This window comes from Subdoligranulum sp. DSM 23681, from assembly GCF_057005535.1.
Genome location: NZ_CM168050.1, coordinates 1,524,781 through 1,537,758, shown reverse-complemented (window position 1 = coordinate 1,537,758; position 12,978 = coordinate 1,524,781). Strand labels below are relative to the sequence as shown.

General features: G+C 64.7%; 8 protein-coding genes. 1 reads left to right on the top strand and 7 read right to left on the bottom strand.

The genetic code is table 11. The annotated features are described in order from the left end of the window. The first annotated feature begins 75 nt into the window (after positions 1 to 75). Complete coding sequence (locus AC127K_RS07115) at positions 76 to 1,221, top strand: MFS transporter (RefSeq protein ID WP_483722128.1); 1,146 nt, start codon at positions 76 to 78, stop codon at positions 1,219 to 1,221. An 82-nt stretch (positions 1,222 to 1,303) separates the two neighbouring features. Here AC127K_RS07115 and AC127K_RS07110 read toward each other — a convergent pair whose 3' ends face one another. The 7 genes from AC127K_RS07110 to AC127K_RS07080 form a co-directional block, all read right to left on the bottom strand. After that, a complete protein-coding gene (locus AC127K_RS07110; RefSeq protein WP_483722127.1) occupies positions 1,304 to 2,308 on the bottom strand; it encodes a hypothetical protein in 1,005 nt (334 codons plus the stop codon). Beyond that, a complete protein-coding gene (locus tag AC127K_RS07105) occupies positions 2,292 to 3,638 on the bottom strand; it encodes a hypothetical protein (protein ID WP_483722126.1) in 1,347 nt (448 codons plus the stop codon). Before AC127K_RS07105 ends, AC127K_RS07110 begins: the two co-directional genes overlap by 17 nt. A gap of 218 nt (positions 3,639 to 3,856) precedes the next feature. Next, positions 3,857 to 5,488: an MBL fold metallo-hydrolase RNA specificity domain-containing protein gene (locus AC127K_RS07100; RefSeq protein WP_483722125.1), complete on the bottom strand. Its 1,632-nt coding sequence runs from the start codon at positions 5,486 to 5,488 to the stop codon at positions 3,857 to 3,859. A gap of 47 nt (positions 5,489 to 5,535) precedes the next feature. Next, positions 5,536 to 8,154, bottom strand: coding sequence for a GH25 family lysozyme (locus AC127K_RS07095; protein WP_483722124.1), 2,619 nt, complete (start codon positions 8,152 to 8,154; stop codon positions 5,536 to 5,538). A gap of 150 nt (positions 8,155 to 8,304) precedes the next feature. After that, positions 8,305 to 9,216, bottom strand: coding sequence for a GNAT family N-acetyltransferase (locus AC127K_RS07090; protein ID WP_483722122.1), 912 nt, complete (start codon positions 9,214 to 9,216; stop codon positions 8,305 to 8,307). Continuing rightward, a complete protein-coding gene (locus AC127K_RS07085) occupies positions 9,213 to 10,046 on the bottom strand; it encodes an MYG1 family protein (RefSeq protein ID WP_294542705.1) in 834 nt (277 codons plus the stop codon). The genes AC127K_RS07090 and AC127K_RS07085 overlap by 4 nt, the downstream gene beginning before the upstream one ends. A 651-nt stretch (positions 10,047 to 10,697) precedes the next feature. Then, positions 10,698 to 12,587 carry an LTA synthase family protein gene (locus tag AC127K_RS07080; protein WP_483722121.1) on the bottom strand — a complete coding sequence of 630 codons (1,890 nt, stop codon included), beginning with the start codon at positions 12,585 to 12,587 and terminating at the stop codon, positions 10,698 to 10,700. Between the last annotated feature and the right edge of the window lie 391 nt (positions 12,588 to 12,978).

Here is a 12,978-nt window from a genome sequence, read left to right as displayed (position 1 = left end):
AACTTTCGCACGGGCAGAGGGCGCCCCCAGGGCCTTTTCTGTCCGTGCGTTTTTTTTGTATGGGAGAGATTTGTTATGGGTAACCCCTCCGTGCGGGCCCGCAACGTGGGCTTTGCGGCGTTTTTCCTCAGCGGCATCTGTGCCATCAGCAGCGGCGTCATCGTCAGTCTGCTGCAGCAGCGGTATGGTCTGGCCTACGGCATCTCCGGGTCCCTGATCTCGGTGATGAGCGTGGGCAACCTGGTGGCGGGATTCCTGGCCGGGGTCCTGTCCGGACGTCTGGGCCTGAAAACCACCACCCTGATCCTGGGCACCGGATACACCCTGGGCTATGCCCTGATGGGGGTATCGGGGCAGGTATGGCTTCTTACCGCCGCCTTTGCCCTGGTGGGTCTGGCCAAGGGCGGGTCCATCAACGCCTGCACCATCCTGGTGGGCGACAACGTCCCCGACCGCACCCGGGGCATGAACACCATGCACAGCTGCTACGCCTGCGGCGCGCTGCTCTGCCCCTTTGTGGCGGCGGGCGCGGCGGCGGCCTTCGGGGTGAACGGCCCCACGGCCGTGCTGGCGGTGTGCGGCGCCGCGCTGTTCCTGGCCTTTGCCATGGCCCCCGCCTCCCTGACCGGGCGCAGGCAGGGTGCCGCCCGCCCGGACTGGAGTTTCTGCCGCAGCCCCAAGTTCTGGCTGCTCACGGCCCTGCTCTTCTGCCAGAACGGCGCCGAGACCAGCGTCACCGGCTGGCTGGTGACCTACTTCAAGGACCAGGGGATCCTGAGCGGCACCGTCAGCCCCTACACCGTGACCCTGCTGTGGGGCGCCACCATGGCGGGGCGGCTGTATCTGGCCTTTGTGCATCCGCCCAGGAACCCTTACCGGGCCATGATCTTCATGGGGCTGGGCTGCACCGTCTTTTACGGCGGGCTGATGCTGGCTCGCACCCAGGTGCCGGCTTTGCTGCTGCTGTTTTTGTTTGCCCTGTCCATTGCGGGCATGAACCCCACCGCCGTGGCCTGCGCCGGCCGGATGACCAGCGTGACCAGCATGGGGGTCATGCTGCCGGTGGCGGGGCTGGGTGCCATCCTCATGCCCTGGATCATCGGGCTGGTGGCCGACACCGCCGGACTGCTGCCCGGTATGGCCTGCAACGTCATCCCCTGCGCCGGGATGCTGCTGTTTGCCGCCCTGGTGGGCCGGGAAGCGGCAAAAGAAAAGGCGTGATCCCTTCCGAAATACAAAACACCCCGTTTCCGGGTCCGCTTATGCGGCAGACCGGAAACGGGGTGTTTGTTTGTATGGTTGTTTACTCCCAGGCGTCGGGGCAGGACACCGCCACCCGGATGTAGGCACAGTCGTACTCGCCGTATTCTTCCTCCGGGTAGGTGTAGTAGTCGGTGCTGACGGTCACGCCGTCGGCTTCTTCCTGCCAGGAATAGGTATTTTCATAAGGGTAGACCCCGGGCATCTTTTCGGTGAACTCGTCGGGCAGCAGTTCGGGGGCGAAGAGGTCGCCGCTCTTGGTGGGGATCTCAATGTCCCGCAGCACTTTCCTGCCCTGTTCCAGCTGGGTGCGGGCCCGGTCCAGATTTTCTTCCAGGCTTTTCTCGATATCCACCCCCACGATGTAGTCCACTTCGATGAGCTGGCCGTGGTTGTCCACCACCGCCGACAGCTTCACGTCCTCGGGGCCGATGAACACCTCTTCCCCGCCCTGGAGATATCCGGAAACGGTATACCCGTACTCGGCGTAAAAGTCGCTGGGGTCGCTGTACCACACGTCGGTGCAGCCCCCGTCCTCCAGGGTCTCGGCCACCGATTCCAGTCCGGCCGTGGCCAGCTCTTTGTTTTCCTCGATGGTCCGGGCGCCGGCCCGGTACCGGGGCAGAAACACCGACAGCAGCACCGCCGCCGGCAGCAGGATCACCCCCACCGACACCGCCCGCACCGGCGGGGTGGGCATCTCCCAGAAATGGGCCACCGTACCGGGGGGCAGGTCCGGTCCGGCGCCGGGGGCAAAGGGTCCGGCCTGGATGGTGCGGGCGCACAGGTCCAGCCATTCGGGGTCCAGGTCACGGCGGCGGGCCAGCGCCAGACAGACGATCGCCCACGTTCCCAGGAGCACCGCCATGACAAAGCCCAGCACCGTACCGGGCAGGTAGGCGTCCCGCTGGCGGAAAAAGACCGCATCTGCGGCGGGCAGGGCCACGCTGAGCACCAGCAGCAGAAAACAGGAAACCATGCCGTCCCGGGCCAGCAGGGGCAGCAGGGTGTATTTCTGCACTAAGAATTGGTCATGGGGTTCCGGCATGGGGGTCCTCCTTTCCGGGTTGGGCGGGGGATTGTGCGGCCGCAGCAGGCGCCGGGGCTTTTTGTACCATCAGCCGGAGCAGACCGCCGATGGCCGCCGCCCCCGCCGGGGCAAAGGCGAAATTCCACAGCATGGGAATCAGATGGGGGTGGGGTTCACAGTGGGCGGGGGCCAGGACCATCCAGCTGATGGGGGCCGCCAGACCCAGCAGGAAGAGGGCCGCCAACCCGGCATAAGCCGGGGGCAGGGCGCGGCGGCGGACCGCCAGCACCACCGCCGCCAGCACAAAGAAGGCGGCGCAGATGCCCAGCCACACCGGCGGGGTGATGCCCACCGGGCCCAACTGCAGCACGGCTTCCCCCTGCACAAAGTACCGGTCCAGCATGGCCGCCGCGGTGGCGGTGCCGCCGGTGGTATGGCGCAGGGCCGCCGACACCACGTTGTCCCAGGCGCCGGCCCAGGTGCCGAAATACAGGTAACTCTGCACCAGCCAGACGGCCAGGGCCGCCACCACCCCGGCCAGGGCGGCAAAACCGGTGCGGACCATGCGGAAAAACCAGCCCCGGGCGGGGCGTTTCTGGCCCAGGGCCAGCACCCAGCAGAGGAAGAGGGGCACTTCCGCCAGGATGAGGAAGGCGGAGATGAACTCAAACCCGCACATGCACCGGACGCACACGGCGGCAAAGACCAGGAAATAGGCCCAGGAAGGGGTGGTATGCCGCTTTTTGGTGGCGGCGCAGAGGATGAGCCCCGCCAGGGCGGGGAGCAGCCAGGTCCACAGGCACCAGTACAGGTCCTTCATCCCCCGCTGCACCCAGGGGGAGAGCAGCACCGCCGCCATCCAGCCCATGGCCGCCGGGGCGCCGAAGGTCCGCCACAGCCCGATGCACAGGCAGAGGGACACGGCGTAGAACAAAATACTGTTGGCGGCGTAGAGCATCCGTTCCCGGGCTTCGCCGTTGTCCTGCCAGACCGAGAACACCTTGTTGAGCACCCCGAACCCCAGCCCCTGCAGCCCCGACTGGTGGGTGTAGCTCAGGTACTGGTCGGGGGTGACGGGGGTGTTTTCCCGGTAGAGGTAGCGGTTCTGGGTATCGCCGAACTGGCCGGTGTAGCTGCCCAGGAACCCGCCGGGGGCGCTCTGGTCCTGCTGCATCTGCAGAATGCGGGCAAAGACCAGGGACTGGGAGTAATCGTCCCAGAAGCCGGTGCGGAAGGTATCCTGGTTGTGCATCAGAAAAGTCAGCGCAACCGACAGCACCGCCACCGCCAGGGCGGTGAGAAGGGTGCGGAAGAATTTGGGTAATTTTAGTACGGGGTGAAAAGACAAAGGGAAACCGCCTTTCTGCGGGGGAGTGAATTTTGGGGATGCGCCCGCGTGTGGGTTGGAATTTGTGTGGGCAAGCGGCTGCCTGCCGGAGTGTCCTTCCTTTTCGGGCACGAAAAGGAAGGAGTTCCCGGCAGGCTGCCGCTACCCCGGAAGCAAGAAACGCAGGGTTTACAACCCCTCCGCCGCTGCGCGGCACCTCCCCTTGCACAGGGGAATCTTTACCGGTCCCACTTGTCACACAGCGAGGCGATCTGACTGGCAAACCGGGCCAGGTCCTTGTTGGCGCCGCCCCGGTTGTGCTCGATGACCACCATGAGCCGCTTGCCCATGTTGACCAGGCGCTCGTAGGCGGCCGCCGCACGGCGGGACTTGTAGCCTTCGGGGGCGGTGGAGGCTCCGGGCTCCTTGGGCAGGATCTTTTCCCGGTTGCCGGGGGCCACACAGTGCACCTGTCCCCCGCCCAGCAGATACTCGCTGCCGTTGTAGGGGGCTTCGGCGGCGTAGCCTTCCAGCTGCAGGGCCTTGGCAAAATCCGCACAGGCGGCGTCCTCGCCGTGGTTCACGAACACAAACCCCGGTTTGGGGGCAAAGCTGTGGATCCAGCGCAGCAGCCCTTCGTGGTCGGCGTGGCCGGACATGCCCGACATCTGGGCGATCTCCGCATTGACCTGCACCGTCTCGCCGAAGAGCTTCACCTCGTCGATGCCTTCCAGCAGGGCCCGGCCCAGCGACCCGCCCGCCTGGTACCCCACGAACAGGATGGTGCATTCCTCCCGCCAGAGGTTGTGCTTGAGATGGTGGCGGATGCGTCCGGCGTCGCACATGCCGGAGGCCGAGATGATGACCTTGGGGTTGGGGTCGGCGTTGATGGCCACCGAGTCCTCCTTGGTCTCGCTGATGCGCAGGTTGGGGAACTGCAGGGGGTTTTCTCCCCGGCGCACCAGGGCCAGGGCTTCCTCGTCGTAACACTCGGAATAGTTTTCCCGGAAAATGGTGGTGGATTTGCTGGCCAGGGGACTGTCCACATAGACTTCAAACCCATCGTGGTGCTTGATCCGCCCCTCCTCCTTGATCTGGCGGAGGAAATAGAGCATCTCCTGGGTGCGGCCCACCGCAAAGCTGGGAATGACCACGTTGCCGCCCCGGTCAAAGGTCCGCTGCAGAATGGCGGTCAGCTCCCCCACATAGTCCGGCTTGGGCCCGTGGCTGCGTCCGGCATAGGTGGATTCCATCACCACATAGTCGGCATCGGTCAGGTACTGGGGGTCCCGCAGCAGGGGCTGGTTCAGGTTGCCGATGTCCCCGGAAAAGACGATGGTCTCGGTGCTGCCGTTCTCGGTGACATACAGGCTGATGGAGGCGCTGCCCAACAGGTGCCCCACGTCGGTGAAGCAGGCTTTCACCCCGTCTACAATGGGCACCCGCTTGCCGTAGGGCTGGGCCCTGAACTGGGCCATCACCGCCAGGGCGTCCTCCACCGTGTAGTCCGGTTCGATGAGGTCCCGGCCGCTGCGCTGGGCCTTGCGGTTCTTCCACTCCGCTTCCTGCTCCTGGATGTGGGCCGAATCCTCCAGCATGATGCCGCACAGGTCCATGGTGGCGTCGGTGGAGTAGATGGGCCCCTTGTAGCCGTTCTTGTACAGGTAGGGGATCCGCCCGGAGTGGTCGATGTGGGCGTGGGTCAGCAGCACCGCGTCGATCTCCCCCGGGGCACAGGGCAGGTCGGCGTTCTCGTAGGTGTCCTTCCCCTGCTCCATGCCGCAGTCGATGAGAAGTTTGTGCCCGCCGGTCTCCAGCAAAGTACAGCTGCCGGTCACCTCCCGGTCGGCGCCCAAAAAGGTCAGTTTCATGGTGTTCCCTTCCTTTCCGCAGTGGCGTGTGTCGGAATATTCGGCGTTCAGCTCACCCGGCCCGCCCCGTAGGCGGGGGCGTCGGGCAGCACGAACGGATCGGCAAAGTTGTTGGTGCGGTCGTTGATGTTCATCCGCACATCCCAGAACGCGTCCCCGTAATCCCGCAGGACGGTGTAATTCTGGTCGCTGAGGGTGCGCAGGGTCCCGGTGTCGGTGATGAGCAGGGCGTCCCCTTCCGCCTCATAGCCCACCAGGCTGTCGGCGTAGGTCTGGGTGACGGTGCCGCTGTCCAGCAGCTGGGCCACCGCTTCGGCGGTGGTCCTGACCAGCTGCACCCGCTGCCCGGAAGGCAGGCTGTTCAGCAGGGTGCCCCGGGTGATATCCCCGTAGTCCGGCTGGGTCACGCCCCCGGCCACGGCGGTGAGGGGCAGGTCGGCCAGACCTTCTTCCAGGCTCTGCCAGTTGTCCTTGTCCCCGTCGGCATAGGCCAGCCAGACCTCCGCCACATAGTTGCCGAAGGAGATAGTCTTTTTGCCTTCCTCAAAGGTGAAGAGGGTCTGCCCCGCCACCTCGGTGTCCCCTGCCGCCAGCTGGGACAGGCTTTGGGTGGTGGAATCGTAGACGGTGCGGGCCTCCTCCGGGAGGCTCTCCCGGTTGGCCTGCAGGGTGGCGGCGGGCAGGGTGGCGGCGTTTTGCACGCTCACACCGCCCCGGGCGTCAAATACCAGTTCCAGACTGCCCACGCTGTCCAGGCCGCTGTTCACGGCGATGACCGGCAGGCTGCCGGAGGCGTCGGTTTCGGCGGCGTTCGCACTGATGACCGCGTTCACCCCCAGGGTCTTCAGGTCATTCAGGATGGGGGTCAGGTCGGTATCCGGTCCGGCGATGCAGAGGATGGCCTGGGCGCCGGCGGCCTTCAGGGCGGCCACCTGCTCGGAGGCCGTCTGGGCCAGGTCGTCGGCGGACATGCCGGCGGCGTGGGCGTAGTTGCCGGTGGAAGCCAGGGAGAAGAACCCGATGGTCTTGCCCGCCCGCTGCACCGTGTAGTTCATGCCGTTGGAGATGCGGTTGCGGCTCCAGCAGGTGGAGCGGTAGAACAGAGGTGCGCCCTCGGTGCCGCGCAGGTTGGCGGCCAGGGAGGGGCCGTTGGCGGTGACCACGTCATCCAGCAGCCGTTCGGGTCCGAAGGCCAGGTCCGCCCCGTCGAAAGACTGCAGGTCATACCCCGCCGCCGCAAAGGAGGAGGTCATGTCCATGCCGCCGGTCAGGCTGGTGTTGGCGGTGCCCTGCACACTGCCCCCGGCGTCCAGCAGGATGGCGTCCTGCCCCGAAGCCAGGGCGGCCACGTCGGCCAGGGTGACGGTGCCGTTGTCGGTGACGCCCCGCAGGTTGCCGGTGGCGTAGACGGGCACGGTCACCTGCCCCACCCGCACGGTGACGGCGGCGGACTGACGGCCGTCGGCCAGGGTGGCGGTGACGGTACAGCTGCCGTCCCCCTTGGCAGTGACCACGCCCTTCTTGTTCACGGTGGCCACGTTCTCGTCGCTGGAAGTCCAGAAGACCCGCTGGCCCCCCTCCTCCTCGGTGACTTCATCGGTGGTCAGGGTGACCTTGTCCTTGGCGGCCCCCAGCCACAGTTCATTGGTATAGGTATCGTTGGTGAAGCTGGGCTGGGCCGCGGCGGCCTTGGCGTCGGTGATGCCGGTGAGCAGCAGTTCCTCCATCACAAAGTCGATGTCCACCGTCTCGCTCTGCACCCCGTAGGTCTCGCCTGGTTCGGTGTAGCTGGCCTGCCACATGGTGTAGGGGCCGGTGTAGCCCAGGTCGGAGCTGAAGCGGGCGATCCAGAAATTGTCCCGCCATTCATCAAAGCCCGCGTCCATCAGGCGGCCCCGGGTCCAGTTCAGGGAGGCATAGACCCCCTGTTCCCCGGTGTAGCCCCATTTTTCCAGCTGGTCGAAGAAGGCGGCGGTGAGTTTGGCCATCTCGTCGGGGAACAGGCCGGTGATGGCCTTGTCCTCCAGGTCGTAGTAAACGGGGTAATCCAGCTTGTAGGGCTTGGAGGTGTAGTCGGTCAGGCCCTCGTGGTCGGGGGCTTTCAGGCCCAGCAGACGGGCCACATGGTCGGCTTCGCTGCGGGCCTGTTCCTCGGTGGTGGCGTAGGAGTAGAGGTACGCCCCGAAGGGAATGCCCAGCCGGGTGCACTCGTCGGCGTTGCGCTCCCAATACTCGTCGTCCTGGGCATACTCCCCTTCCCCGTTCCACTCGCTGCCGAAACCGCAGCGCAGGATGGCAAAGTCGATGCCGGCGGCCTGGGCTTTCTCCCAGTCCACCTCGCCCTGGTATTTGGACACGTCGATGCCCTTTTTCACCGCGGGCAGGATGACCTGGCCCGCATCATTGAAGTAAAAGCCGTTTTCGTTCTTGGCCCAGGCGCCGGCGGCATTGCCCACATCGGGCACGGCGGGTTCCTTGGGACCCCGGTCCCGGCCGGCCAGCACCACGATGACGATGGTCAGGATGACGGCCAGCACGCAGACAGCACACAGCAGCACCGCGCGGCGGCGCTGGCCGCCGGAAGAGCGGCGGGGCGGGCGCGGGGGATTTTGCGGGGCACCGGTCCGGGTGGGGCGGCGGTGCACGGTTTTACGGTCCTTTTCCATAACAGTCCTCTTTTTTATTTCTGGGGGCAGGGCGGCCGGGGACCGCCCGCAGGCTTCCTGTATATAAGTTAATACTACCATTTTGCCCGTGAAATTACAACGCCCGTTTCCGACAGAATGTGTAAAATCCTGCCGGAAACGGGGCGTCTCTTATTGCGTTTTCTCCAAAATGGCATCCACTTCCGCTCGGGTCAGACCCAGGCGCACGGGGGCGGGCTCTCCCCTGTCGGATTCCTCCGCCAGATGCAGCCACCAGGTCTGCACGTCCAGCCAGCGGCCGAACTTGTACCCGGACCGGGGCTGGGTGCCGGCCTTGAAAAAGCCCAGGGCCTTGTGGAAGGCTTCGCTTTCCGGGTTGGGGTGGGTGACCAGGGCGGCGGCTTCCCGGTAGCCCTGGGCCTGGAGCATGGCCAGCAGGGGACGGTAGAGTTTGCCCCCCACCCCCTGGCCCATGCAGTCGGGGGCGCAGTAGATGGTGGTTTCCACGCACCAGCCGTAGGCGGCCCGGGGGTGCAGGGGATGGGCGCAGGCATAGCCGCACAGGCGGCCGGTGGCGTCCTCCGCCACCAGGAAGGGGGCCCGCTGCAGCACGCCCCGGATGTTTTCCCGCATCTCCTCCACCGTGGACAGCTCATACTGGAAGGTGGCGGTGGAGTGGGTGACGTACCAGTTGTACAGGTCCACCACGGCTTCGGCGTCGGATTCATCGGCCAGCCGGACGGTGATTTTGTGCTGGGCGGCCCAGGCATCGGCCAGGGCCTCCTTTTCGGGGCGGGAGAGCTTTTTCAGCGCCGCTTCCCGGCGCAGGGCCTCGCTCTTGTCGGCGCAGCGCTGGGCGTAGGCCAGCTTCGCCCCGCCCTTCATGCGGGTGTACCGGGCGCCGGTGCCCCCGGCGTGGTGGCGCAGGCGGCGGGCCAGGTCATTGGTCCAGCCGGAATACAGGCTGCCGTCGGCGCAGCGGACCATGTAGACCCAGGCGGTGGGGGCGTCCTCCGCCCGCTGGTCGGCGGTGCTGGGAGCAAAGCCCCGGGGCGGGTCCTCGTGAAGATAGGGGCTGGTCACTGGCTCACCGGCTTTCCGGCGGCGCGCAGGGCGCGGCGGCAGGCTTCAATGGCCTGGTCCTTGTCATCGGCGGTGATGAGGAACCGGCTGGGATGGCAGAACCGCAGCCCCAGGCCGCTGCGCTCCCGCAGGACATTCTCGGGCTGGCCGGCCCAGGCGGGAGGGAAGGGGACCTTGCTGCGGCGGGTCTTGTAGTCGGTGACGCACTGGGCGCTGTAGCCGCCCCGCTGGCTGGGATACACCACAAAGATGGCGTCGGTCTTGTACAGGCCGTTTTTCCAGGGCATGTAGGCGGGCAGGACCACAATGCCGTCCTTGGAGGCTTTCCAGGCACGCTGGACCGTCTCGTCCGCCCGGTTGACGGCGTTGGCGGCGGCGATCTCGTTGCGCAGGATCTGGTCGGCCACCGCCACCGCCCGCCAGAAGCACTGGTCCGGGTCGTCCTTGGAGTCCCACAGGGGGTTGAAGGAGCCGATGGCGTCGGCCAGGGAATTCTGTTCCCCGGTGTTGTCGTTCAGGTCCAGGGGCTGGACGAAGTTTTCATCCAGCAGGCGGGCCTGGTGTTCCCCCACCAGGCCGGGGCCCAGCACCCGCCACAGCAGGCCGAAGGCGGCGTAGGGCACCCCGTTGGGACGGGTGTCCCGGGGTTCGCTGTGATGGTCGAACATGCCGCCGCCGATATCGAAAACGATGCCGTCGAAATCATCCGGCACGGCGAATCCCCGGGTGATCTGGATGTCCGGGCGGACGATGCGCAGCAGGGCGGTGGAAAAAACGTCGTCGGCATGGAATTTGCCGCCGTGGGTAAAGCCTTTGGAAGGGATCTTCATGGAATTTCCTCCTGTATGGGTACGGCCGGGAAGGCCGGGTGGTTGGTTTGGGGTGGATGGGATTTATTATAGCACATTTGGGAGGTGGGGGAAAGGACTTCGGGGGCCCCGAAGGGGCGACAGGGGGTTGGTTTGCTTCTGGCTTCTTGGCAAGCGGCAGTCTGCCGCATACTCCTTCCTTTTCGTGCCCGAAAAGGAAGCGAAAAGGGCCCGCCGTTCCGATGCGGCGGCCGCCGGCTGGGGCTGCGGCCCCAGACCCCGAGATGCGGCCACCTGACGACGGCCTATTCACCGGCCTGGGGGCCGGTGAACAAGGAAGGGATTTAATACCATTTCCCGCAAGATGCTGCTAATGGCAGGCTATGGGTTGGCCGCGGCTTTCCCGTACGGATTTTAAAAAATTTTCCTTGCTCAGGCCCCCCAGGGCCTGAGTAGGCCGTCGTAAGGTGGCCGCACTCCCCGGGTCCAGGGCCGCAGCCCTGGTCGGCGTCCACCGCCTCGAAACGGTGGCGGTTTTTCGGTTCCTTTTTGACGCCAAAAAGGAACAACTATCCGGCAAGCTCCCGCTTGCCAAAAAGCGACAACACCCCGGCAGACGCCCGTCTGCCAAAAAAACTCCCCCGCCCAAAACAGGGCAGGGGAGTCAAATAATCACCCGTTCAGACGGAACAAGGTATCATTCTTTTTGGCATGGGTGCCAATATTGTTGTATTCCAGGGCAAAGTAGCCGTGGACCCAGTCGTCGTTGGTCTGGTTCTCGCCGTACACATGGGTCACGCCGCCGGCGTCCATGTAGTCGTTGCCGGCGGTCATCAGGGTCACGTTCTCCTGCATGGCCAGCAGATACTTGTAATAGTCGGTCAGGGGCAGGCCTGCCTGCTCGGCCACCGTGGGCACGAACATGCACAGGTCCATCCGGTTCAGGGGGTCGCGGTCGTTGGTCTGGCCCGCGTTCTCCAACGGGTAGTTGGCCCAGATGATGAAGGGGGTGCTGCGTTCCAGCACCTGCAGGTCGTTCTCCGCCGCGATGGTCTTGTCCGCCACATGGTCCACGAAGCTGGGGGCATGGTCCCCGGCCATGGCCACAATGACCTTGCGGCCGGTCTGCTCATACACCTGGGTGAAGTAGTCCATCAGCTCGCCGAAGGCCTCGTCGGTCTTTTTCATGCAGGAGAGGTACTCGTCCATGACCTCGTCGTACTCGCCGTAGTCGGTGGCAGCGTGGACCACGTCCAGTTCCGGCTCGTTCATGTCGTAGTCGCCGTGGCTCTGGATGCTCACCAGGAAGGTGAACCGGGGCTGGTCCTCCGGCATGGACTCATACATGGCTTCCAGGTCCCGGTAGGTGGCGCTGTCGGTCTGGTAGGGACGGTTGCCGTAATATTCCTGGGTGGGGAAGCTGTCCTGGAAATAGACGTTGTCAAAGCCCAGGGCCAGCCATGCACTGTTGCGGCGGTAGTTCAGGTTGGTGTAGGGGTGGGCGGCCATGGTGGCGTAGCCCAGGTCTTCCAGGTAAGACACCACACTGTCGGCGCCGTAAAGGTTCAGCCAGTTGAAGGGGGTGATGCTGGGCATGAGCATGAGGGAGTTGGAGGTGAGCATCTCGTACTCGCTGGAGTTGGTGCCGCCGCCCACCTGGGGGGAGACGGTGTGGCCGTAGATGCTGTTTTCCAGGTTCTTGGTCACCGGCATGATCTCGGTGTCCGCCTGCAGGTCGGTGACCAGGTCGAAGTCGTAGAAGCTCTCGGACAGAATCAGCACGATGTCCGGGTATTCCTGCTCGGAGACGGTGGCCACTTCGGGGGTGTAGTCCTGGGCCTTGGCGGCGGCCGTCTCGGCGGCTTCATCGGAGTAGTTGTCCGGCTGGACGATGGGGTTCATGAGCAGGCCCGCGGATTCGATGGTGCCGGCCAGGTAGCCGTATTTATAATAGGTGAGCTGCCAGGCCCAGCCGTAGGTCTGCTTGGGCTTGACGGCGAAGGGGGCAAAATATCCCACATACAGGATGAGGAAGATGCCCACGAAACACCCGGCCCAGCGTGACAAGCGCTGTTTCCAGTGGATCCTGGGGGCCTTGCCTCGGCCGTAGGCCAGGAAATGCTGGGCCACCGCGGCGGCCAGCACCGGAATGTACAGCCCCACGATGGTGAGCACCGTTTTGGTGATGCGCAGGGTGTAGCTGCCCATGACGGCGGCGGCGGTGCCGATGTTCAGGACGTCCTGGGGCATAAGGGCGGTGCCGTGCAGGTCCCGGGTGTAGTAGTTCACGATGGCCAGCAGGGTGAACACCGCCCCGGAAATGCCGGTGGCCAGACTCCACCGCCCGATGAAGGCGAAGAGGACCAGGGTCAGGCAGAAAGCGGTAAGGGCGTTGAGGGGCGCATACAGCGGCCACTGTCCGGCCATGTAGTCGGGGGTGACGCCATCGGAAATTTCCAGCTGATACCGTGCCACAAACGCGGCGGCCAGGGCCAGAACGAAGGGGAGCACCGTGCCCAGCCAGAACCGTTTGCTGCGCATGATTTTACAAAAATTTTGCATAGATACTTCCTTTTTTGGCTAAATGATAAAAAATTGCACGATGGTTCGACAACCTATTATTATACCAGATTTGGCGGGGGTTGCAAGTGTATATTTTATGAAAAGGGGAGACGGCTGGCAGCTGTTGGGTTGGCGCTTTTTGGCAGATGGCAGTCTGCCGTGTTTCGGCAAGCGGAAGCTTGCGAAGGCTGACGGCTGGCAGCCGGATAGTCCTTCCTTTTCGTGCCCGAAAAGGAAGCGAAAAAGTGCCACCGTAGTGTTGTTGTTTTATCGGCAAGCGGGTGCTTGCGGGGGAGTTGTTCCTTTTTGGCGCCGTAAATTTAGGTAGCAACCTCTAGATTGCCGCTGAACGCGGCCGCCAATTTCGGAAACAACGCTGCGCGTTGCTTGC

Excerpts from the sequence above, each read along its gene's own strand:
- AC127K_RS07115 (WP_483722128.1), top strand. The coding sequence starts at position 76 with ATGGGTAACCCCTCCGTGCGGGCCCGCAACGTGGGCTTTGCGGCGTTT.
- AC127K_RS07110 (WP_483722127.1), bottom strand. The coding sequence starts at position 2,308 with ATGCCGGAACCCCATGACCAATTCTTAGTGCAGAAATACACCCTGCTG.
- AC127K_RS07100 (WP_483722125.1), bottom strand. The coding sequence starts at position 5,488 with ATGAAACTGACCTTTTTGGGCGCCGACCGGGAGGTGACCGGCAGCTGT.
- AC127K_RS07095 (WP_483722124.1), bottom strand. The coding sequence starts at position 8,154 with ATGGAAAAGGACCGTAAAACCGTGCACCGCCGCCCCACCCGGACCGGT.
- AC127K_RS07085 (WP_294542705.1), bottom strand. The coding sequence starts at position 10,046 with ATGAAGATCCCTTCCAAAGGCTTTACCCACGGCGGCAAATTCCATGCC.
- AC127K_RS07080 (WP_483722121.1), bottom strand. The coding sequence starts at position 12,587 with ATGCAAAATTTTTGTAAAATCATGCGCAGCAAACGGTTCTGGCTGGGC.